This is a genomic window from Bradyrhizobium sp. GW821-FHT12B03 (genome assembly GCF_058807535.1).
In genome coordinates this window covers 151,910-173,566 of the sequence record NZ_JBXAQU010000007.1, presented here as the reverse complement: position 1 = coordinate 173,566, position 21,657 = coordinate 151,910, and the positions used below count along the sequence as shown (strand labels likewise).

Below are 21,657 nucleotides of genomic sequence, written 5' to 3'. Positions count from 1 at the left end.
TGCCCGGGCTCGTCCCGGGCATCCACGTTCTCCGTGCAGCAGGCAAGACGTGGATGGCCGGGTCAAGCCCGGCCATGACGATGTTGCTGCACGCGAGGCATTCCAAGGCGCCTGATGTGGGGCGGCGATAATCCGCTATGGTGGCGGCAGCTGACACGTTGCGAGAGATGCCTGCCTTGACACCCGAACTGCACCAGAAACTGACCGCGTGGCGCCGTCATCTGCATGCCCATCCCGAACTGTCCCTCCAGGAAAAGGCGACCGCCGCCTTCGTGCAGGACAGGCTCACCGAGCTCGGCATTTCCTTCGTGTCAGACATCGGCGGCCACGGCGTCGTCGCGACCTTGACGCGCGGATCCGCGCAGAGCCGCGTCGGCCTGCGCGCCGACATGGATGCGCTGCCGATCACCGAGGACACCGGCCTGCCCTACGCCTCGACGACATCAGGCGTGATGCATGCCTGCGGCCATGACGGGCACACCGCCTCCCTGCTCGGCGCCGCGGCGCTGCTCGCCGCCGACACCAGCTGGAGCGGCACGGTCGATTTCATCTTCCAGCCGGCCGAGGAAGGCTATGGCGGCTCGCGCGCGATGGTCGCCGCCGGGCTGTTCGAGCGCTTTCCGATGGACCGGGTGTTCGGCTTCCACAACTGGCCGGGCCTTGCCGCCGGCACCATCGCGGTCCATGACGGAGTCGTCATGGCCTCCGGCGGGCGCGTCACCATCACCATCGAGGGCCATGCGGGTCACGCCGGCATGCCGCATCTGACGCGCGATCCGGTCATGGCGGCCGGCCATCTGATCGTGGCGCTGCAATCGATCGTGTCGCGCAGCGTCGATCCGCTCGATACCGCCGTGCTCTCGCTGTGCACGCTCGAAGGCGGTACGGCGCGCAACCAGATCGCGGGGCGCGTCGCGATCGGCGGCACCCTGCGCTATCATCGCGAGGCCGTGAAGGACATCCTGCTCGCGCGGATCGACGAGATCTGCGCCGGCGTGGCGACGAGCTTTGGCGTCAAGGTCACGCCCGAGATCGTCATGGGCGTCGGCGTGGTGACCAACACGCCGGCCGAAGCAGGCCTTGCACGCATCGCTGCGGAAAACGTGCAGGCCCCGGTTCGCCGCGACCTTGCGCCGAGCATGGCCGGCGAGGATTTTGCCCACTATCTCTCGCGCCGGCCCGGCGCCTTCGTCTGGATCGGCAACGGCGAACTCCGCGACGGTGCCGAGCTGCACGGCCCGCGCTACGATTTCAACGACGCGATCCTGCCGGTGGCATCGCGCTGGATGGCCGAGGTCGCCAAGACGGCGCTGGCGTCGAACTAGACCGCCGGCTTGGGGGGATGCGAGGTGCGGGGGTGACGGTCGTGCAGCAACCGCGCCAGGGATTCGCGATCCCCGGCATTGCCTTTCATGGCCGTCTCAAACAAGGCTTCCTGGACATCGCGCGGCATGTCGCCCCAAACATCCATTGCAGCCCGCCCCAGCAACTTCGCAAGGCGTTCCTCGACCATATCGATACTCCTGCGGCTCCGGGATAGGAACTGCAGGCGCCTGCCGCCGTTCCATCCCCTCTGCAGACCGCGGGCGGCGTCGATCAAACGCCACCCGTCATGTCGTGTTTCGAGCGCGCCCGGCAAGGCGCTTTACTGGGATCGATCCGAGGTCCAGCCCTTGTACTCGGCAACGTTGTCCCTGGTCACGAGCTTGGAAGGCAGCAGCTCGACGGTCGAGGCCGGCTTCTGGCCATTGAGAATGCCGACACCGACCTGCACGGCCCGCCGCGCCATGAAGAACGGGTCCTGCGAGGCCGAGGCCTGGATCTGCGGCGACTGCGGATCCTTCAGCGCCGCCTCGATATCGGGCGCGCCGTCGACCGCGGTGATGACGATGCCGCTGCGGTTTTGCTGGCGCGCCGCAAGGTCGGTGCCGATCGCCTGCGGATCGTTGATGGCGAAGATGGCGTCGATCTTGGGGAAGCGGGTCAGATAGCCCTGCGCCACGGTGAGGCCGCCTTCGCGCGAGCCTTTGCCGTCCTGGTCGTTGGACAACACCTTGATGCCGGGATTCTTCGAAAGGACGTTCTTGCAGCCGACGACGCGGTCGATCACGGCGGAGACCTGCGGCCCGTTCTCGATGATGACGTCGCCCTTGCCGCCCAATTTGTCGACGATGTACTGGCAGGAGATCTCGCCGGCCTGCACGTTGTTCGTGGTCACGGTGGCATCGGCGCCTTCGGCCGCAGTATCGACCGCAACGACGACGATGCCTGCGCCTTGCGCCTTCTTGATCGCCGGCCCGATCGCCTTGGGATCGCCGGGGTTGAGCAGGATCAGGTCGACACCGGCGGCAATGAAGTTGTCGATCTGGGTGACCTGCTTGCCGAGATCGTATTCGAAGCCGACCGTGGTGATCTTCACGTTGGGATTGGTCTTCTTCGCCTCGAACTCCGCGCCCTTCGACAGCGCGACGAAGAACGGGTTGCCCATCGATCCCAGCGAGACGCCGATCGACTTGAGCTCCTTGGCGAAGCACGGCGCGGTGGTCAGGGCCAGCGCCGTCGCGGCGCCGGCGAGCATGATCGTCTTCAACATGGACTTCCTCCCTGGTCTGTCTTGGTCCCCGGCGCGGCAGACCAGTTGCCGCAACGGAATTCACTTCGAGCGGGCGCGCGCCGAGTTTTCTTATGTTCTGGCGGAGCCCCTTAAGTTCTGGCCGAGCCCCTTAAGTTCTGGCGGAGCCTTGCAGCCGGTAACGATCGAGCGCGACCGCACCGATAATGACGAGGCCCTTGATCACGTATTGCCAGATGTCTGAGACACCGACGAGGATGAGGCCGTTCGACAGCACCGCGATGATCAGCGCGCCGACCAGCGTGCCCCAGATCGAGCCGATGCCGCCGACGAAGGAGGTGCCGCCGAGGATCACGGCGGTGATCGCGTCGAGTTCATAGGACTGGCCGAGTTGAAGGCCGTTGGCCGCATAGAGCCGCGCCGCCTGCATGGCGCCGCCGAGCCCGGCGAAAAGTCCGGAGATGCCGTAGACGAAGATCAGCACGGCCCAGACCTTGATGCCGGCAAGCCGCGCCGCGCTCTCATTGCCGCCGACCGCATAGATGTGCACGCCAAGCACGGTCCGGCGCAGCACCAGCCAGGAGACCAGGATGACGAGCAGGGCGATCACCGAGAGCCACGGGATCGACGCAACGCCGGGAACCAGCGTCAGCGAACCGTTGCCGATGAAGGCATAGGGAATCGAGGGATTGAACACGGTCGTGTCGGCCCCGAGCAGTCGTGCCAGGCCGCGTACGGCGGTGAGGGAGCCGAGCGTGACGATGAAGGGCGGCAGGCGGAGCAGCGCGATCAGCGCGCCGTTGGCGACACCGAAGCCGAGACCCGTCACAACGGCGGCCGGCAGCCACAGCATCCCGAGCTCCGGCAGTTTCGAAATTGTCAGCCCGGCCATCGCGGAGGCCGCGAGGATCGAGCCGACCGAAAGATCGATGCCGCCGGTGAGGATCACGAAGGTCATGCCCGCGGCGAGCACGGTGTTCACCGCGGCCTGCTGCAACACGATGCCGAGATTTTGTCCGGTGAAGAAGCGGCCCTCGGACAGAAAATGGAAGCCGATGCAGAGGATCAGCAGCACCGGCAGCATGCCGAGCGCACTGATGAGCACCCTCACGCGCTGGCGCCTCGTCTCTGCGGCGGCACCGTTGGTGGCCGTCGGGGCGGACTGGACCTCCGCAGCACCATTGTCAGGCATCGAGATGCTCCATCCCCGTGGCAAGCGCCATGATGTCTTCCTGTGTCAGCGGCAAATGCGGACCGCGCGTGACCTCGCCGGCGATGTGCCCGGCCCGCATCACGATGACGCGGTCGCAGATGCCGATGATCTCGGGCAGGTCGGACGAGATAACGAGGATCGCGGTGCCGGCCTTGGCCAGATTGTCGATGATCGAATAGATCTCCGACTTGGCGCCGACATCGACGCCGCGCGTCGGCTCGTCGAGGATCAGGACCTTCGGTGCAATGGCAAGAAGCCGCGACAGGAGCACCTTCTGCTGGTTGCCGCCGGACAGGCCGCCGGCGGGGACGCCGACATTGGCGGCGCGGATGCTGAGCCCCGCGAAGGCCCTGTCGGCGCGCTCGCGCGCCTTGTCGCGATCCAGGAACCAGCCGAGCTTCGCATCGCGCCCGAGCACGGCGAGATTGATGTTGTCCAGGCACGACATGTCGAGAAACAGGCCGAGCGCCTTCCTGTCTTCGGTGAGATAGGCGATGCCGGCCTCGAGCGCCGCGCCGGGGGTCCGGATCTCGACCGGGCGCCCTTCAAGCTCGAGACGGCCCGACGTTTTCGGTGCCGCGCCGACGATGAGATGGGCAAGCTCGGTACGGCCAGCGCCGATCAGGCCGGCGAGACCGACCACCTCGCCCGCATGCACGGTGAGCGAGCAGCCCTTGACGCGCTGGCCGTCGGCCATGTCGATCGCCGCGAGCACGGGATGTCCCCGCCCCGCCTTCGGATCATGGTCCTTCTTGTAGAACGAGGAGACGTCGCGCCCGACCATCAGCCGAACGATGGTGTCGGCGCGGATGTCGGGCTTGTCGAGCGAGCCGACCAGCCGGCCGTCGCGCAGCACGGTGACGCGGTCGCCGAGCGCGTAGACCTCGTCCATGCGATGCGAGATGTAGATGATGGCGAGCCCCTCCGAGCGAAGCTGGCGGACCAGCGCGAACAGCCGCGCGCTCTCGCCGGCCGACAACGCGGTGGTCGGCTCGTCCATGATCAGGATTTTCGATCTCGCATGCAGCGCACGGGCGATCTCGACCAGTTGCCGCTGGCCCATGGAGAGATGCGCCACCAGCGTCGACGGCAGGAAGTCTGCGCCCAGCCGTTTCAGGATGGGGCCGACGCCCTCGCGCATGGCGCCGCGCGCCAGCAAACCCGCATGCGACATCTCCCGTCCCAGATAGATGTTCTCGGCCACACTGAGATTGGGAGCGAGCGACAGCTCCTGATAGATGATGGAGATGCCCGCCGCGCGGCCGCCGAGCGGACCTTCGATCCGGACCGGGCTTCCCTCGATGCGGATCTCGCCGCCGGGATCGGGCCTGTAGGCGCCGGACAGGATCTTCATCAATGTCGACTTGCCGGCGCCGTTCTCACCCATCAAGGCATGAATTTCGCCGGCATAGACGGTGAGATCGACGGCACGCAGCGCCTTGATGCCGAAGAAGGACTTCGAGACCCCGCGCATCTCGAGGATCGGATCGTTCATCGTGCCTCCCGGCGCACAATGCGTTTCCCACCCGCGTCTCGATCTTCTTGTCAGCGCGGCTCACGCATTAAACAAAAGGCCGCGGCACAGGGCAATACCGAACACAGCGAAATGCGATATCGCGGCGATGCTAGTGGCGCGGCCGATACAGTTCGCGCCAGGCGAGAAGCCGTTCGGCGTAAGCATCGGTCAGCCCGGTGTCAGGTTCGAACGTCTCGATGCGCTGCGGCCGCGTGCACACGGTGGCGATTGCCTCACCCGTGACAGCAAGCCGCCCCAATCTTGCCGCACCGAACGCCGCGCCGGTCTCGCCTCCGGCAAAGCGATGGACCGGAACATTCAGCACGTTGGCCAGAACCGAGAGCCAGAACCGGGATCGTGATCCACCGCCGATGACATCAGCTTCCGCGATCGCGATGCCGGCATCCGCGAGCGCGTCGCGGCAATCGGCAAGCGCGAAGGCGACGCCCTCGAGCACCGCCTGCACGATCGTCCCGCGATCGGTGCCGTGGCTCAAGCCGTCGAGCATGCCGCGCACGGCGGGATCGTCGTGCGGCGTCCGCTCACCCGCAAGATAAGGCAGGAAGCTCACGGGCGACGGCGCCTGCGGACGCGAACCCAGCGGCGCCAGCAACTCGGCCTCGGTGATGCCGAACAGGCGCGCGGCCCAGGCGAGGCAGGAGGCGGCCGAGAGGATCGCGCCGGCCTGAATCCACATGCCCGGAATGGCGTGGCAGAACGTATGCACCGCGCGGTCCGGGTTGGCGGCGATGCTGCCGGTCGGTGCCAGCAGGGCACCCGAGGTTCCCAGAGACACGAACGCGGTTCCCGGCCGGATCGCGCCGATGCCGACGGCGCCCGCCGGATTGTCGCCGGCACCGCCCGCGATGACCGGCTGCCGGGTCATGCCCCAGCGCCGCGCGAGCTCGCCGCGCAGCGTCGCGGCGGGCGCGCATCCCTCGACCAGACGCGGCATGTGATCGCGCGACAGGCCGGTCGCTGCCAGCGCTGCCTCCGACCAGTCCCGGCGCGCGGCGTCGAGCCACAGCGATCCCGATGCGTCCGAGACGTCCTCGACGGCCTCGCCCGATAGCACCAGGCGCAGATAGGCCTTTGGCAACAGGACGAGCTTCGTCGCCGCAAAGATGTCGGGCTCATGCGCCGCGATCCAGAGCAGCTTCGGCGCGGTGAATCCCGGCATCGCCTTGTTGCCCGTCGTCGCACGCAAGGCGGGCCAGCGTCGTTCCAGGATGCGACACTCGGCAGCGGAGCGTCCGTCGTTCCAGAGGATGCAAGGCCGTAGCGGCTTCGCGCTCGCATCGAGCAGCGTGGCGCCATGCATCTGGCCGGACAGTCCAATGCCTTCGACGGCCGCCAACTCGCCGGCATGCGTCGCCTTCAGGGCATCCAGCGTGGCGAAGGTCGCATCGATCCACTGCGCGGGGTCCTGCTCGGAATAGCCTGATTGCGGCGAGGCGGTCGCGAGCGGCCGGCTCTCGCTTGCAATCACGCGCTGGGCACCGTCGACGAGAACGGTCTTGACGGCCGAGGTGCCGAGATCGATGCCGAGATACACGAAAGTCTCCCGCTTACTTCGCCGCGTCCATCCAGATCCCCGGCTCCGAATGCTCGCGGATGTGGGTGACGAGGAAGTCGGAAAAGGCCCTGATCTTGGCCGGCAGGCCGGCACGGTTCTGGTAGGCGATGTTCATGGTGAGCAGAGGCAGCTCCCAATCCAGCAGGACCGGGACGAGACGGCCCGCCGCGATGTCGCTCTGCACGATATAGAGCGGCTGGATCAGGATGCCGAGGCCCGCGAGCGCCGCGCCGCGAATGACCTGGCCGTCATTGCTGTCGAGCGTCGGCGTGATGCGCACCGTCTGCGTTCCACTGCTCCTGCGCAGACGCAGGGAATAGGGATCGTTGGCGAGATTGTAGACCAGCATGTTGTGGCGCGCGAGATCGGCGGGCTGCTCCGGTTCGCCATGGCTCGCGAGATATGACGGCGCTGCCGCGAGCACGCGGCGCATCTGGCCGATGCGGCGCACGATGATGTTCGAATCCGGCTCCTGCTCGCGGGTCCGGATCGCAACATCGATGCCGGCCTCGATGAAATCGGGATAGCGGTTGGCGGTGGTGATCTGCATGTTGAGCTTCGGATAGCGCGCGCGAAAGGCCGGCAGCATCGGCGCCAGATAGATCACCGCAAAGGACAGCGAGCTCGTGACCCGCAGCATGCCCTGCGGCGACAGCGCGCGATCGCTGACGATGTCCTCGGCTTCCGCCAGTTCGCTCAAGACCCGGCTGGAGCGCTCCAGCAATTCCTGGCCCGCCTCGGTCAGCCACAAGCGGCGGGTGTTACGCTCGATCAGGCGAACGGCGAGGCGCTCCTCCAGCGCGCTGAGATAGCGGCTCGCGGCCGCATTCGACATGCGCAAGGCCTCGGCGGCCTTGGACAGGCTGCCGAGCTCGGCCGTCTTGGCGAACACCTCCAATTGCAGCAGCCGATCCATTTTTCCACTTACAGGAAAAGAGACTTACAATTATTGGCCTTTATTTCCGTATCCCGCAAGCCAAAATGGGGTCAACAGAAGCAAGATGACAGGCGAGGAAACAGGGAAATGTCGGGCCCGATCAGGCACATCGTGATGTGGCGGCTGCGCGGGGAGACGCCTGCGGAGCGGTCCGCTGCCCGAACCAAGGTCAAGACCCTGTTCGAGGGCCTGCGCGGCCGGATCGACGGCCTCACCCATATCGAGGTCGGCGTCGACGTGAGCGCCGTCGACTACGCCTGCGACGTCGTGCTGTTCTCGGAATTCACCGACCAGGCCGCACTGGCGGCCTATGCCACCCACCCCGAGCATTTGCGCGTGCGCGAGGCGCTGGGCGACTTGCGCATCGGCCGCTTCCAGGTCGATTATCCCATCAAAGAGACCGGCGCATGATCGGTTCGTTCACCTTTGAAAACCTGCCCTGCCGCGTCGTGTTCGGCAGCGGAACCCTTGCCTCGGCGAAGGCCGAGGTGGAGCGGCTCGGCGGCAAGCGCGCCCTGGTGCTGACGACGCCGCAGCAGGAGGCGCAGGGCAAGAGCCTCGGTGCCGCGCTCGGCCCGCTCTATGCGGGACTTTTCCCCGGCGCCACCATGCACACCCCGGTCGAGATCACCGCAAAGGCGCTCGACGCGATGAAGGCGTGCGAGGCGGATTGCGTCGTCTCGCTCGGCGGCGGTTCGACCACCGGTCTCGGCAAGGCGCTCGCCTTGCGCACCGGCGTCAACCAGCTCTGCATTCCCACCACCTATGCCGGCTCGGAGATGACACCGATCGTCGGCCAGACCGAGAACGGCTTGAAGACCACGGTGCGCGATGCGGCCGTGCTGCCGGAGACCGTGATCTACGACGTCGATCTCACCTTGACGCTGCCGGCGAGTCTCGCCGCGACATCGGGCATCAATGCGATCGCGCACGCCGTGGAGGCGCTTTATGCGCGTGACACCAATCCGGTGACATCGCTGATGGCGGAAGAAGGCATCCGCGCGCTCGCGCGTGCCCTGCCCGCCATTGCCGCTGATGGCGATGACCGGGAGGCCCGCACCGAGGCGCTCTATGGCGCCTGGCTGTGCGGCGTCTGCCTCGGCACGGTCGGCATGGCGCTGCATCACAAGCTCTGCCACACGCTCGGCGGCAGCTTCGATCTGCCGCACGCCGAAACCCATACCATCGTGCTGCCGCATGCGCTGGCCTACAACGCGCCCGCGGTGCCCGAGGCGATGGCGCGCATCGCGCGCGCGATCGGGGCCGCCGATGCATCGCAGGGACTTTTCGACCTTGCGAAGCGGCTGGGGGCAAGACTGGCGCTGCGCGACGTCGGCATGCCCGAGAGCGGCATCGACAAGGCGGCCGACCTTGCCGTCACCAATGCCTATTGGAATCCACGGCCGCTGGAGCGCAATGCCATCCGCGACCTGATCGCGCGCGCCTGGGCCGGCGAGCCGCCCGTCGTCATCAAAGCGGCGGCTTGAAGCGATGCGGCGCACGCTCATTAAATCTGCCACCATCATCAGCATGGATGATGCGATCGGCGACCTCGGCACCGGCGATGTGCTGGTCGAGGGCCGCCGCATCGCCAGCGTGCGCCCGACGATCGATGTCGCGGCCGACACGGAGATCGTCGACGGCACAGGCCGCATCGTCATCCCCGGCCTGATCAACGCGCATATGCACACCTGGCAGACCGGCTTGCGCGGCTATGCCGCGAACTGGACGCTGCTGGAATATTTCCGTCGCATGCATGCCGGGCTCGCGACCGTGTTCCGGCCCGACGACATCTACATCGCCACGCTGGTCGGCGCGCTGAACCAGATCAATTCCGGCACCACCACGCTGGTCGACTGGTGCCACAACAATCCGACGCCTGATCATACCGACGCTGCCGTGCGCGGCCTGATCGAGAGCGGCATCCGCGCCGCCTTCTTCCACGGCTCGCCGAAACCGGAGCCGAAGCCGGGTGAGCCGCATTTCTCGGAAGTGCCGCATCCACGCCGCGAGGTCGAGCGGCTGCTCGCCGGCCCCCTCGCCGACCGCGACGGCCTCGTGACGCTCGGGCTTGCGATCCTGGGTCCGCATTATTCGACGCTCGACGTCGCCATGCACGATTTCCGCCTGGCGCGCGAGCTCGAGCTGATCGCATCGATGCACCAGGGCGGTGGACCGGCCAAGACGCCTGACGGTTGGGAGAAGCTGATCGCGGCGGGCCTCGTCGGCGGCGGAATCAACATCGTCCACGGCAACGATCTGCCCGACGATCTGCTCGACCGGATGATCGACCTCGGCGTGTCCTTCTCGGTAACGCCGGAGAACGAGATGATCCAGGGCCATGGCTTCCCGATCACCGGACGGCTGCTCAAGCGCGGCGTGCGGCCGACAATCGGCATTGACCTCGAATCCGTGCTGGCCGGCGATCTCTTCTCCGCCGCCCGCGTCGCGCTGTCGATGCAGCGGGCGCTCGACAATGCGGACACGCGCAAGGGCAGCGGTACCATTCCGGCGACGACCACGATCCCCGTGCGCGAGGCGCTACGCTGGATCACGACGGAAGGCGCGCGCATGCTCGGTCGCGAGGACCAGATCGGATCGCTGACGCCCGGAAAACTCGCCGACCTCGTCATCATCAACGCCTCCGATCTCAACCTTGTCCCGGTGCACGATCCCGTCGCGACCGTGGTGATGCAGACGAGCCTTGCCAATATCGAGGCCGTCATGATCGGCGGCGCGTGGACGAAACGGGACGGCCGGCTGCTGGTCGCGGGATTGGAAACAAAGAAGGAGCTGCTGGCGGAATCCGGCCGGCGGCTGGTGCAGGATATCGAACGACAGGGACGCGCCGCCTGAAGGCGCCAATGGGCAACAACAATGACTGACGCTGCAAAAGAAGTCGCTTTCATCGGGATCGGCAAGATGGGCCTGCCGATGTCGGTGCTCGTCGCCAAGGCCGGTTTTGCCGTGACCGCGTTCGACCAGAGCGCGGCACGGATCAGCGAGGCCCGCACGCTGGGCATTTCGATTGCCGCCTCACCGGCCGACGCCGTGAGCGGCAAAGCGGCGGTCGTTACGTCGCTGCCGGACGACGCCGCCTTGCGCGGCGCGCTGCTCGGCTCCGCCGGCCTCATTGCCGCGATGACGCCCGGAGCCGTTCTGGTCGAGACCAGCACCGTGAGCGTCGAGGCCTCCACCGAAGTTGCGGCGGCCGCGCAGGCGCGCAGCGTCCATTATCTGCGCGCGCCGGTCTCCGGCAATGCCAGCATCGTTCACACCGGCGCCCTGACCTGCTTCGTCTCGGGGCCGGAGGACGCCTTCGGCAATGCAAGGCCGCTGTTCGCCGCCTTCACCCGCGCCCAGACCTATCTCGGGCCGGCCGAGGAAGCCCGCTACGCCAAGCTCGCGGTCAATCTGATGATCGCGGTGTCGGCCGCGATGATGGCGGAAAGCCTGGCACTGGCGCGCAAGGGCGGCATCGCGTGGCCGGACATTTTGAAGGTGCTCGACGACAGCGCTGTGGCTTCGCCCATGGTGAAGTACAAGACCGCGCCGCTGCGGACGCGGGATTTCGAGTCCACCTTCTCCTGCAGGCAGATGGCCAAGGACCTCGATCTCATTCTCGGCGCCGGCCACGCCGTCGGCGTGCCACTGCAGCTCGCGGCGCAGGTGCGCGAGACCTATGGCTCGCTGGTGGCGCAGGGCGACGGCGAGGCCGACTTCATCGCGACCGTGAAGCATCTCGAGCGGCTGTCCGGCCTCGGCGAACCAAAGCTCTGATCAGCGGAGACATCTATGCGCAACTTCAACGAGACCACGATCACGGACGCGGTGCTGGAGCGGATCGCAGATGCAACCGATCCGCGCATCAAAGAGGTCAGCGAGGCGCTGGTGCGCCACCTCCATGCCTTCGTTCGCGAGGTGCGGCCGACGCAGAAGGAATGGGAATACGGCATCGACTTCCTGACCCGCACCGGCCACATGTGCGACGACAAGCGCCAGGAATTCATCCTGCTGTCGGACACGCTCGGCGTCTCCATGCTGGTCGACGCGATCAACCATCCGGTGCCGGAAGGTGCGACCGAGACGACGGTGCTTGGGCCCTTCTTCGTCCAGGCGGCGCCGGAGAAGGACAGCGGCGCCGACATCTCGGGTCCGATGGAGGGCGATCCGATGCTGGTGACCGGCTCGGTCTCGACCGTCGACGGAAAGCCGCTGGCAGGCGCCATCGTCGACGTCTGGCATTCCGACGACGACGGCTATTACGACGTGCAGCAGCTCGACGACATCGGCGATCTCGCGATGCGCGCGCGCTTCCACACCGACGCCAACGGCCGCTTCCATTTCTGGTCGATCAAGCCGGCGGCCTATCCGATCCCGCATGACGGCCCGGTCGGCGAGATGCTGGAGGTACAGGGACGCCATCCCTGGCGTCCGGCGCATGTGCATTTCATGATCTCGGCGCCGGGCTTCGAGCAGCTCGTGACTCACGTGTTCGTCGCCGGCGACAAATATCTCGACAGCGACGTGGTGTTCGGCGTCAAGGACAGCCTGATCCGCGAGTTCGTCCGCCACCCGGCAGGGCGTGCGCCGGATGGTCGCATGGTGGACGGCGAGTATTTTCATCTCAACTACGATTTCGGCCTGAAGCAGGTTGCGAGCAACGCAAGAGCCGCCTAAGCCGAACCACAACGCTAACGGACCGACAAGAGTCCGTCATCGGGGCAGACAGGGAGCAAGGATGGGACCGCGGGTCAGCACAGCAGCTTTGGCCGATCGCCTCACGGGCATGATCGGCCCGCGCGCGAGCGTTGCGCGCGGCGTGCTCGATCAGCATGGCCAGAGCGAGTCGCATTATCAGAGCCTGCCGCCTGACATCGTCGTCTTCCCCGAGACGACGCAGGAGGTCGTCGAGATCGTCAAGCTCTGTGCCGGCGCGGGCATGCCGATCGTGCCGTTCGGTGCCGGCACCTCGCTGGAGGGCAATGCGGCGTCTGTCGCCGGTGGCGTCTGCTTCGACTTCGCGCGCATGAACAAGGTGCTGGCCGTGCACGACAGCGACATGGATGTCGTGGTGCAGCCCGGCATCACGCGCAAGCAACTCAATGCCGAGCTGCGCAACACAGGTCTTTTCTTCCCGATCGATCCCGGCGCCGACGCCTCGATCGGCGGCATGACGTCGACGAGGGCCTCCGGCACCATGGCGGTGCGCTACGGCACCATGAAGGACAATGTCATGGCGCTGGAGGTGGTGCTGGCCGACGGCCGCGCGATCCGGACCGCGAAGCGCGCCCGCAAATCGGCCGCCGGCTATGATTTGACACGCATGTTCGTCGGCGCCGAAGGCACGCTCGGCCTGATCACCGAGATCACGCTGAAGGTGCATCCCGTGCCGCAGGCGATCTCGGCCGCGGTCTGCAGCTTCGACACACTGCATGATGCCGTGGACACCGCGATCTCCGTGATCCAGTCCGCGATCCCCGTGGCGCGCATCGAATTGCTCGACGATGTCATGATGCGCGGCATCAATGCCTACGCCAAGCTCGGCTATCGCGAGGCACCCACCCTGTTCTTCGAATTCCATGGCTCCGAGGCCTCCGTCGCCGAGCAGGCCGAGGCCGCAGAGGCGATCGCCGCCGACCATGGCGGGCATGGTTTTGCCTGGGCCAAGGCACAGGAAGACCGCAGCCGGCTGTGGCACGCCCGCGACAACACGCTCTATGCGGGCCTGGGCTTGCGGCCCGGCGCGCGCGCCGTGATCACCGATGTCTGCGTGCCGATCTCGCGGCTGGCGGAATGCCTGACCGAGACGCGGCGTGACGCGGACGCGCACGGCTTCACCGCCCCGATCGTCGGCCATGTCGGCGACGGCAATTTCCACATGCTGATCCTGATCGATCCGGCCAAGCCTGCGGAGAGCGAAGGCGCCAAGGCGCTGCAGGCCCGAATGGTCGCCCGCGCCATCGCCATGGACGGCACCTGCACCGGCGAGCACGGCATCGGGCTCGGCAAGATCGATTATCTCGCCGACGAGCTCGGCGAGGCCGTCGACGTGATGCGGTCGATCAAGACCGCGCTCGATCCTGATGGATTGATGAACCCCGGAAAGATCTTTTCAGGCGGAGCCAAGACATGAGTGAGATGGCATGAGCGACGCGCTCCCCATCGAGGTCACCTCGCCCACGCCGCTGCTCGAGCTGCGCGGCATCAGCAAGGAATTTCCCGGCGTCAAGGCGCTGGACGACGTGTCGTTTGCCGTCTACCCCGGCGAAGTCCACATGCTGCTGGGGGAGAACGGCGCCGGCAAGTCGAGCCTGATGAAGGTGCTGTGCGGCGCCTACAGCGCCGATGCCGGCGAGTTCTATTACAAGGGCGACAAGGTCGCGATCAATTCGACTGCGGATGCGCAGACGCTCGGCATCGCCGTGATCTTCCAGGAATTCTCGCTGGTCCCCCATCTCGACATCGCCCAGAACATCTTCCTCGGCCGCGAGCCGAAGGGCCGCATCCCCGGCACCATCGACCGGCGCAGGATCCTCGCCGACGCCAAACGCGTGCTCGGCACGATCGGCTTCGACATCGACCCCTCCACCATCGTCGACAAGCTGGGGGTGGCGCAGCAGCAGATGGTCGAGATCGCCAAGGCGATCAGCCAGAACGCGCGTATCCTCGTCATGGACGAGCCGACCGCGGCGCTGTCCGACCACGAGACCGAGCTGCTGTTCGCGCTGATCGGGCGACTGAAGGCCGACGGCGTCTCCATCGTCTACATCTCGCACCGCATGGCCGAGGTGTTCGCGCTCGGCGATCGCATCACGGTGCTGCGCGACGGCCGCCGCATCGACGGCGTCAAACCTGCCGACGTCACGCCGGACCAGCTCGTCCGCATGATGGTCGGCCGTACCGTCGACATGACCTATCCGCGCAATTTCGCCGACAAGCCCGGCGAACTGCTGCTGGAGGTCAGGGGCCTGAGCGCGTCGACCGGCATCTCCGACATCAACATCGAGGTGCGCCGGGGCGAGATCGTCGGCCTCTGCGGCCTGGTCGGCTCAGGCCGCAGCGAGGTCGCGCGCGCCATCTTCGGTGCCGATCCCACAAGCGCCGGCGAAATCATCTTCGACGGCAAGAGCATCTCCGGCGAGCCTGACCTCGCCGCACGCCGCGGCATCGCGCTGATCCCGGAGAGCCGCAAGAGCGAAGGCCTCGCGCTGCTCCGGTCGGTGAGCGACAACCTCGTGGTGTCGGCATTGCGAAAACTGTTCCCGAGCAGACTGTTCGATCAGCGCTCCGCGCAGCGCACCGCCGACGGCCTGATCCGGCAACTGCGCATCGCGACGCCCAGCGCGCGCCAGACCGTCGGCCTGCTCTCCGGCGGCAACCAGCAGAAGGTCGTGATCGGCAAATGGCTGGCGGCCGGCTCGAAGCTCTTCATCTTCGACGAGCCGACGCGGGGCATCGACATCGGCGCCAAGTCCGAGATCTTTGCGCTGATCGACCGCCTGGTCGCGGAAGGCGCCGCCGCCCTGATGATCTCGTCCGAACAGGTCGAGATCTGCCATGTCTGCGACCGCGCTTATGTAATGCGCGAGGGCCGCATCGCGGGACACCTGACACGAGCCGAACTGACGGAGGAGAACATCGTGCGACTGGGGATGCATCATGCGTGAAGCCGCGGTCGTTTCCGAGCCCAATCCGCTGCAACGCATTCCCGGCGTTGCCATCGTGCTGGTGTTGCTGATCGCGCTGTTCAGCGCGATCGCGCCCGGCTTCCTGTCGGTCGCCAACCTCTCCAACGTGCTGGTGCAATCGACCATCCTGACCATGCTCGCGCTGCCGATGACCCTGATCATCATGACCGAGGGACTCGACCTGTCGATGGGCGCGGTGCTGACGCTGACCTCGCTCTGCGTCGCGATCGTGTCGCTCGCGACCAAGTCGATGCTGCTGGGCCTGGGTGCCGGCCTGCTGGTCGGCACGGCCTTCGGCATCGCCAATGGCTGGCTGGTCGCGATCCTCGGCATTCCGCCTTTCGTGGCGACGCTCGGCACGCTCGGCATGGCGCAGGGCCTGTCGCTGATCGTCAGCGACGGCCAGAGCGTGGTCGGCATCCCTCACAGCGTGCGCGACATCTACTCGGCGACGCTGCTGGGCGTCCCCGTGCCGATCGTAATGGCGCTGGTGACTTACGCCGCGTTTCACGGCCTGCTCTATCACACCCGCTTCGGCACCTATATCTTCGCACTCGGCGGCAATCGTGAGGCGCTGCGCTATGCCGGCCTTTCGCCGAACCGGCTCCTGATCGCGGTCTATGCGATCGGCGGCGCCATGGCCGGCATCGCGGGCCTGCTGATGACCGCGCGAATGAACTCCGGTCATCCCACCGCCGGCCTCGGGCTCGAGTTCGACGCCATCGCCGCGGTGGCGGTCGGTGGCACCTCCTTCGAGCGCGGCAATGGCTGGCTGCTCGGCACGCTGCTCGGCGTTCTCTCCGTCGGCGTGCTGCGTAACGGGCTGAACCTGATCTCGCTGCCATCCTCGGTGCAGGTCGCAAGCGTCGGCGTCCTCGTCATCGTCGCCCTGTTCCTCGACGGCCTGCGGAGCCGCGCATGACCGACATCACCAAAGAGGCGATCGTGCCGCCCCGCTCCTTCCTGTCGCAGGACGCGATCCAGCTGTTCTACCGGCTGCTCGCGGCACTGCTGATCTGCGCGGTGCTCGCCGTGCTCAGCGAGTCCTTCCTGAGCCTCGGCAACATCCTCAACGTGCTGAGGCAAGCGAGCCTGACCTTCTTCATCGCCTCCGGCCTGACCCTCGTGGTCCTGACCGCCGGTCTCGATCTCTCCGTCGGCGCCAATGTCGCGCTGTCGGCCTGCATCGCGGGGACCGTGATCCACAAGACCGGCTCGCCCGCGCTCGGCATCCTCACCGGACTTGCCTGCGGCGGCATCGTCGGGCTCCTCAACGGCGTCATGGTCACCGCGCTGCGCATCCCCTCCTTCATCGCCACCTACGGCATGCTCTGGGTGCTGAACGGCCTCACCTATTGGTACATGGCGGGCGAGACGCTTCACGGTTTTCCGGCCGGCTTCCGCCAGATCGGCAGCGGCTATCTGTTCGGCTTGCCGATCCCGGTCTATCTGCTGCTGGTGTTCCTCGGCATCGGAACGCTGTTTGCCCAGCGCACGGTCTGGGGCCAGGAGATCTATGCGATCGGCGCCAATCCGGTCGCCGCGCGCCTCTCCGGCATCCCGGTCGCGCGGCGCCTGCTGCTGGTCTATGCCGTCTCCGGCACCATGGCGGGACTCGCCTCGATCATCTTCCTGTCGCGGCTCAATTCGGCCGAGGCCGATATCGGCGAAAGCCTGACGCTGCCCGCGATCGCGGCCGTGCTGATCGGCGGCACCTCGCTGTTCGGCGGCGTCGGCACCGTGTTCGGCACCTTCATCGGTGCGCTGATCCTGACGCTGGTGCTGAACGGCATGAATCTGCTCTCGGTCAGCGCCAACTGGCAGCCGCTGGTGACAGGCATCATCGTCATTCTCGCGGTCTGGCTCGACATGAAGACCCGCCGCCGCGCGCAATGAGTTCTCAAGACGTCAAACAAGCAAAATGAGGGATGGAGGCAACATGAAACAGAAACTGGGTTACCTGGCAGTACCGCTATTGGTGGCTGCCGCGTTCACGACACAGGCCCGCGCCGACGGCGAGACCATCGCCGTCTTCACCAAGAACCAGACCAACCCGTTCTTCCAGACGGTGCGGGTCGGCGCCGACAACATGGCGAAGGTGCTGAACGCCAAGACGCTCCAGTACATTCCGACCAAGCCGGATTCGATCCCCGAGCAGCTCAGCCAGATCGAGGATGTCGTGGTGAAGAAACCGAGCGCCATCGTCTTCACGCCCGTCGACTACAAGGCGATGGTGCCGGGGGTCGAGAAGATCAACGAGGCCAAGATCCCCGTCGTCAACATCACCGACCGCTCCGCGGGCGGCAAGTTCCTCTCCTTCGTCGGCGCCGACGATTACAGCCTCGGGCTGGAAACCGCACGCTTCCTGCTCAAGACGCTCGGCGGCAAGGGCAACATCGTCATCATCGAGGGCGTCAAGGGCTCGCTGACCAACGTCGACCGGGTGCGCGGCTTCAACGACGCGCTGAAGGAGAACGCAGGCGCCAAGCTGCTGGCCTCGCAGCCCGGCAACTATCAGCGGCTCCAGGCGCTCCAGGTGATGGAGAATCTGATGCAGTCGAATCCGCAGATCGACGGCGTGCTCGCCGCCAACGACGCCATGGCGGTCGGCGCGATCGAGGCGCTCGACGGCGCCAACCGCAAGGCGCAGGTGATCGGCATCAACGGCACCAAGGAGGCGATCGACGCGATCAAGTCCGGCAAGCTGCTGGCGAGCGGCGACTACAACGGATTTGCGCAGGGCTGCCTCGGCACCATGATGGCGATCCGCTCCTTGCGCAACCAGCCCGTCATCGCCGAGATCGTGCTGAAGCCGACCGTCATCACCAAGGACAATTACCAGCCGTTCGACGTGCCGCTGGAGCAGCGGACCTGCCCGACCTTCGAGGAGGCCAGCAAGCTCGGCGGCAAGTAGATCAACCGATCACGACAAACACGGACGGCCGCCCCTGCGGCCGTCCCAAGAACCGAAGTAAGAACACGGAGACATCATGCTGTTCGCCATTCACGCCATCGACCGCGCCGGCGCGCTGCCGACCAGGCTCGCCAACTACGACGCGCACAAGGCTTTCCTGAGCGACACCTCGCGCTTCGGCGTCAAGATCGTGATGTCGGGGCCGCTCGTCTCCGACGACGGCGCGACCATGATCGGCAGCCTGTTCCTGATCGAGGCGCCGGGCCGCAACGAGGTCGAAGCCTTCAACCGCGCAGATCCCTTCGCCGCGGCCGGCATCTGGGACAAGGTCACGATCACGGGATTTCTGCGCCGCCAGGGCTGAGCGGGCCTCTAGCGGGGAACGTCCGCCACGCGCTCGAGCTTCTGCAGGCAACGCGAGGTGCGGACCACGGTCGGCATGTCCTCGTCCGGGAAATTGGTCTTCCAGTCGGTGACGCCGACCTCGCCGACATACATGTCGCCCCTGGAATCCAGCGCGATGCCGTGCGGCGCGAGGAATTTGCCGCTCGCAAGACCGGGGCCGTCCTCGCCGCCGAGCCGCGCGATGCGCTGGCCCTTGGCATCGACGATCGACAGCCGCGGGCCGAGATTGGGCACCTTGCGGTTGACCGGCATGGCCGGGCCGAGCTCGCCGATCACGAAGGTCGGGCTCCTGGCCCCGCCGCAGCAGCACAGCGCGCACGGCCGGTGCAGATTGTTCCACTGCGTCTCGTACTTGCCGTTGCCGTCGAACACCTGCACGCGATGGTTCTCGCGGTCGGCGACATAGACCCAGCCATCGGCGTCGGTGACGATGTTGTGCACGATGTTGAACTGGCCGGGGTCGGTGCCGGGCGCACCCCAGCTGTTGATCAGCCTGCCGTCCGGGGTGAATTTGTGGATGCGGGCGTTGCCGTAGCCGTCGGAGACGTAGATCTCGCCCTTGGGCGACAGCGCCGTGTGGGTGCAGCGATGGAAGGGATCGCCGCTCATGAACGGCGACGGCTTCTCGGGCACGCCGATCGTCAGCAGCACCTTGCCGTCGGTCGTGCATTTGCGCACGGTGTGGTCGCCGTCGTCGGTGCAGTAGAGATTGTCATCGGCGTCGATGTGCAGGCCATGAGCGCGGGAGAACAGGCCCTCGCCCCAGCTGCGCAGGAAATTGCCGTCGCGGTCGAGCACCACCATCGGATGGGCGCCGCGGTTGAAGACGTAGATGCGATCGCGGCTGTCGACCGCGACCGAGGCTACGTCGGTGAGCTGCCAGCCATCCGGCAGCTTCGCCCAATTGTCGACGACGCGGTAGCGATGCTCGCCCGAGCCGAGAATGGCTGCCACTGGTTGTCCTGTCATTGCTCGCTTGCGGCGCGTTGTTGCTCGCCTGCGGCGCATGCCGCTCAGGCGAAGGTGCAGCCCTTGGATTCCAGCACCTTGCCGATGCCGGACAGCTCGAGGATGTCACCGCCGGCCTTGAGCGCCTTCATCACGCCGGCTTCCTTGTCCTCGCGCGCCGCGGACTTGGCGCAGACGTCGGCGATGTTCTCCTTGGGCACGATCACGACGCCGTCGTCATCGGCACTTACGATGTCGCCGGGACGGACGGCGATGCCGCCGATGACGATCGGCTGATTGATGGTGCCGAGGGTCTCCTTGACGGTGCCCTTCATGCAAAGGCCGTAGGAGAAGACGTTGAAGCCGGTGGCGCGCACCGCGAGGCCATCGCGAACGCCGGCATCCGTGACCAGGCCGACGATGCCCTTGGCGACGCAGGCCGTCGCCAGCACCTCGCCGAAGCCGCCCTGCTCGGGATGATCGCCCGCGCTCACCACGAGCACGTCACCTGGCTTGGCCAGCGAAATCGCGGTGATCAGCATCATGTTGTCGCCCGGATGGCAGCTCACCGTCAGCGCCGGTCCGCAGGCGCGCATCCCGGAATAGATCGGCTTGATGCGGGAGGTCAGCGCACCCGATCGACCCTGCGCCTCGTGCAGGGTGGACGGAGGAAACTGCTTGATGCGCTCGACGAGGTCTGCACCAGGCCGATCGAATGTTCTGACGACGTGAACCATGGTCCCTCCGAGGGTCCGCAATCTGCGCTTCACCTGAGATAGTCGACCGTCTCACGTCGGAGAATTTCAGATTTTAGGATTGCCACATCGCGTTTCGTTATGGCTCGTTCTTCTGACCGTCCAGAGGCGATGTCGGGGGACCTTCTGCGATGGTCGTCGTGCCGGGCGGGAAATCGAACGGCCCCCAGGTCTTGACGATGATCTCGAGCAATATCTTGTAGACGGCGAATGCGGCATCGGACAAGGCAGCGTTATCGGAGATGCAGAGCGACATCTGCTGCGAGGCCGACGGCGCATTGATCCGCCGAATGCAGAGTTCATCCAGGTTCGGCAATGCCTTTGCGATGGAGATCGGGAGCACGGCAGCCCCCACTCCGGCTGCAATCGCCGAAGACAGGGTCGACTGGGAGTGGATCTCGGCGACGATGCGCGGGCGGAGCCCCACCTCGGCGCAGACCCGCTCGACCGTCTGTCGCAGGAAGGATTCCCGATAGGGGAGCAGCAGGTCGAATTGCGCGACCTCCTCCGCCGAAACCTCCTCCGGAGGCATCTGTTCCGGATACATGCTGCGGGGCGCGACAAGATAAAAATGCTCGCGCATCAGCGGCTTGTAATCGAGACCGGTCACCGGGCGATCGCCGTAGAGGACAGCGATGTCCATGCTCCCCTTCAGCATCATTTCGCTGAGCATGATCCCGGAGCTGTCGTAAATGTGCGGCACGATGCCGGGATAGCGTTCGCGAATCTGCATCAGGAGCGGGGTCGCGAGCAATGCCGCCGAGCTGAGCGGGGCGAGGCCGATGGTGACGTTGCCGGTCAACTCCGGCTTGTTGTCCAGAATGGTGCGCCTCGCCTCTTCGATCTGCCGCTGGATCGACCTCGCATAGCGATAGAGGATTCGTCCGGCCTCGGTGGGCTTGACCCCGCGGGCGCTGCGATCGAGCAGCTTGCACTTGAATTCCGCCTCCAGGCTCGCAATGTGCTGGCTCAGGGCCGGCTGCGCGACATTCAGCACCTTCGCCGCGCTCGTCATACTGCCGAGATCCACGACCTTGATGAAGGCCTCCAAACGTTTCGTATCCAATACGGCGTCTCCGGATATCCAGACAGGGAGCCATGCAGCAGCAATAGGCTGAAGCTATGGGATC

At 66.2% G+C, this 21,657-nt stretch carries 21 protein-coding genes; 12 read left to right on the top strand and 9 right to left on the bottom strand.

Annotated elements, in window-relative coordinates:
* Nucleotides 1-176 precede the first annotated feature (176 nt).
* Nucleotides 177-1,325, top strand: a complete 1,149-nt coding sequence (locus AC1RUR_RS16190; RefSeq protein WP_492845643.1) for an amidohydrolase — start codon at nt 177-179, stop codon at nt 1,323-1,325.
* Here the strand turns inward: AC1RUR_RS16190 and AC1RUR_RS16185 are convergent.
* The 6 genes from AC1RUR_RS16185 to AC1RUR_RS16160 form a co-directional block, all read right to left on the bottom strand.
* Entirely contained in the window at nt 1,322-1,513 is a 192-nt protein-coding gene (locus tag AC1RUR_RS16185) for a hypothetical protein (protein ID WP_492845641.1), read from the bottom strand. The two genes, AC1RUR_RS16190 and AC1RUR_RS16185, sit on opposite strands and share 4 nt — an antisense overlap.
* Nucleotides 1,514-1,645: 132 nt before the next feature.
* On the bottom strand, nt 1,646-2,593 hold the full coding sequence (locus tag AC1RUR_RS16180) for an ABC transporter substrate-binding protein (RefSeq protein WP_492845639.1): 948 nt from the start codon (nt 2,591-2,593) through the stop codon (nt 1,646-1,648).
* 130 nt (nt 2,594-2,723) lie between these two features.
* Nucleotides 2,724-3,764, bottom strand: coding sequence for an ABC transporter permease subunit (locus AC1RUR_RS16175; protein ID WP_492845637.1), 1,041 nt, complete (start codon nt 3,762-3,764; stop codon nt 2,724-2,726).
* Nucleotides 3,757-5,280 carry a sugar ABC transporter ATP-binding protein gene (locus AC1RUR_RS16170; protein WP_492845635.1) on the bottom strand — a complete coding sequence of 508 codons (1,524 nt, stop codon included), beginning with the start codon at nt 5,278-5,280 and terminating at the stop codon, nt 3,757-3,759. Before AC1RUR_RS16170 ends, AC1RUR_RS16175 begins: the two co-directional genes overlap by 8 nt.
* A 130-nt stretch (nt 5,281-5,410) precedes the next feature.
* Nucleotides 5,411-6,856, bottom strand: a complete 1,446-nt coding sequence (gene xylB / locus AC1RUR_RS16165; RefSeq protein ID WP_492845633.1) for a xylulokinase — start codon at nt 6,854-6,856, stop codon at nt 5,411-5,413.
* A 13-nt stretch (nt 6,857-6,869) separates the two neighbouring features.
* Nucleotides 6,870-7,793: a LysR family transcriptional regulator gene (locus AC1RUR_RS16160; RefSeq protein ID WP_492845631.1), complete on the bottom strand. Its 924-nt coding sequence runs from the start codon at nt 7,791-7,793 to the stop codon at nt 6,870-6,872.
* A gap of 108 nt (nt 7,794-7,901) precedes the next feature.
* Between AC1RUR_RS16160 and AC1RUR_RS16155 the strand changes: the two genes are divergently transcribed.
* The 11 genes from AC1RUR_RS16155 (at nt 7,902) to AC1RUR_RS16105 (ending at nt 18,783) form a co-directional block, all read left to right on the top strand.
* Nucleotides 7,902-8,225, top strand: a complete 324-nt coding sequence (locus AC1RUR_RS16155) for a Dabb family protein (RefSeq protein ID WP_492845629.1) — start codon at nt 7,902-7,904, stop codon at nt 8,223-8,225.
* Nucleotides 8,222-9,301, top strand: a complete 1,080-nt coding sequence (locus AC1RUR_RS16150; protein ID WP_492845626.1) for a maleylacetate reductase — start codon at nt 8,222-8,224, stop codon at nt 9,299-9,301. Before AC1RUR_RS16155 ends, AC1RUR_RS16150 begins: the two co-directional genes overlap by 4 nt.
* Before the next feature lie 4 nt (nt 9,302-9,305).
* Entirely contained in the window at nt 9,306-10,670 is a 1,365-nt protein-coding gene (locus tag AC1RUR_RS16145) for an amidohydrolase family protein (RefSeq protein WP_492845624.1), read from the top strand.
* A 21-nt stretch (nt 10,671-10,691) separates the two neighbouring features.
* The gene (locus AC1RUR_RS16140) at nt 10,692-11,594 is read left to right on the top strand and encodes an NAD(P)-dependent oxidoreductase (RefSeq protein ID WP_492845622.1); all 903 of its coding nucleotides are present in this window, start codon (nt 10,692-10,694) and stop codon (nt 11,592-11,594) included.
* 15 nt (nt 11,595-11,609) lie between these two features.
* Nucleotides 11,610-12,494 carry an intradiol ring-cleavage dioxygenase gene (locus AC1RUR_RS16135; protein WP_492845620.1) on the top strand — a complete coding sequence of 295 codons (885 nt, stop codon included), beginning with the start codon at nt 11,610-11,612 and terminating at the stop codon, nt 12,492-12,494.
* 61 nt (nt 12,495-12,555) lie between these two features.
* Nucleotides 12,556-13,950 carry an FAD-linked oxidase C-terminal domain-containing protein gene (locus AC1RUR_RS16130; RefSeq protein ID WP_492845618.1) on the top strand — a complete coding sequence of 465 codons (1,395 nt, stop codon included), beginning with the start codon at nt 12,556-12,558 and terminating at the stop codon, nt 13,948-13,950.
* Nucleotides 13,951-13,960: 10 nt separating this feature from the next.
* Nucleotides 13,961-15,484, top strand: a complete 1,524-nt coding sequence (locus AC1RUR_RS16125) for a sugar ABC transporter ATP-binding protein (protein ID WP_492845616.1) — start codon at nt 13,961-13,963, stop codon at nt 15,482-15,484.
* A complete protein-coding gene (locus AC1RUR_RS16120; protein ID WP_492845614.1) occupies nt 15,477-16,427 on the top strand; it encodes an ABC transporter permease in 951 nt (316 codons plus the stop codon). The genes AC1RUR_RS16125 and AC1RUR_RS16120 overlap by 8 nt, the downstream gene beginning before the upstream one ends.
* On the top strand, nt 16,424-17,401 hold the full coding sequence (locus AC1RUR_RS16115) for an ABC transporter permease (RefSeq protein WP_492845612.1): 978 nt from the start codon (nt 16,424-16,426) through the stop codon (nt 17,399-17,401). Before AC1RUR_RS16120 ends, AC1RUR_RS16115 begins: the two co-directional genes overlap by 4 nt.
* 43 nt (nt 17,402-17,444) lie before the next feature.
* Nucleotides 17,445-18,419: a sugar ABC transporter substrate-binding protein gene (locus AC1RUR_RS16110; protein WP_492845610.1), complete on the top strand. Its 975-nt coding sequence runs from the start codon at nt 17,445-17,447 to the stop codon at nt 18,417-18,419.
* Between the two features lie 76 nt (nt 18,420-18,495).
* Nucleotides 18,496-18,783, top strand: coding sequence for a YciI family protein (locus AC1RUR_RS16105; protein ID WP_271569245.1), 288 nt, complete (start codon nt 18,496-18,498; stop codon nt 18,781-18,783).
* Between the two features lie 8 nt (nt 18,784-18,791).
* Here the strand turns inward: AC1RUR_RS16105 and AC1RUR_RS16100 are convergent, their stop codons facing one another.
* From AC1RUR_RS16100 to AC1RUR_RS16090, 3 genes are all read right to left on the bottom strand, one after another.
* Nucleotides 18,792-19,778, bottom strand: coding sequence for a peptidyl-alpha-hydroxyglycine alpha-amidating lyase family protein (locus AC1RUR_RS16100; protein WP_492845608.1), 987 nt, complete (start codon nt 19,776-19,778; stop codon nt 18,792-18,794).
* A 59-nt stretch (nt 19,779-19,837) separates the two neighbouring features.
* Entirely contained in the window at nt 19,838-20,509 is a 672-nt protein-coding gene (locus AC1RUR_RS16095) for a 4-carboxy-4-hydroxy-2-oxoadipate aldolase/oxaloacetate decarboxylase (RefSeq protein WP_492845606.1), read from the bottom strand.
* Between the two features lie 97 nt (nt 20,510-20,606).
* The gene (locus AC1RUR_RS16090) at nt 20,607-21,593 is read right to left on the bottom strand and encodes a LysR substrate-binding domain-containing protein (RefSeq protein ID WP_492845604.1); all 987 of its coding nucleotides are present in this window, start codon (nt 21,591-21,593) and stop codon (nt 20,607-20,609) included.
* Between the last annotated feature and the right edge of the window lie 64 nt (nt 21,594-21,657).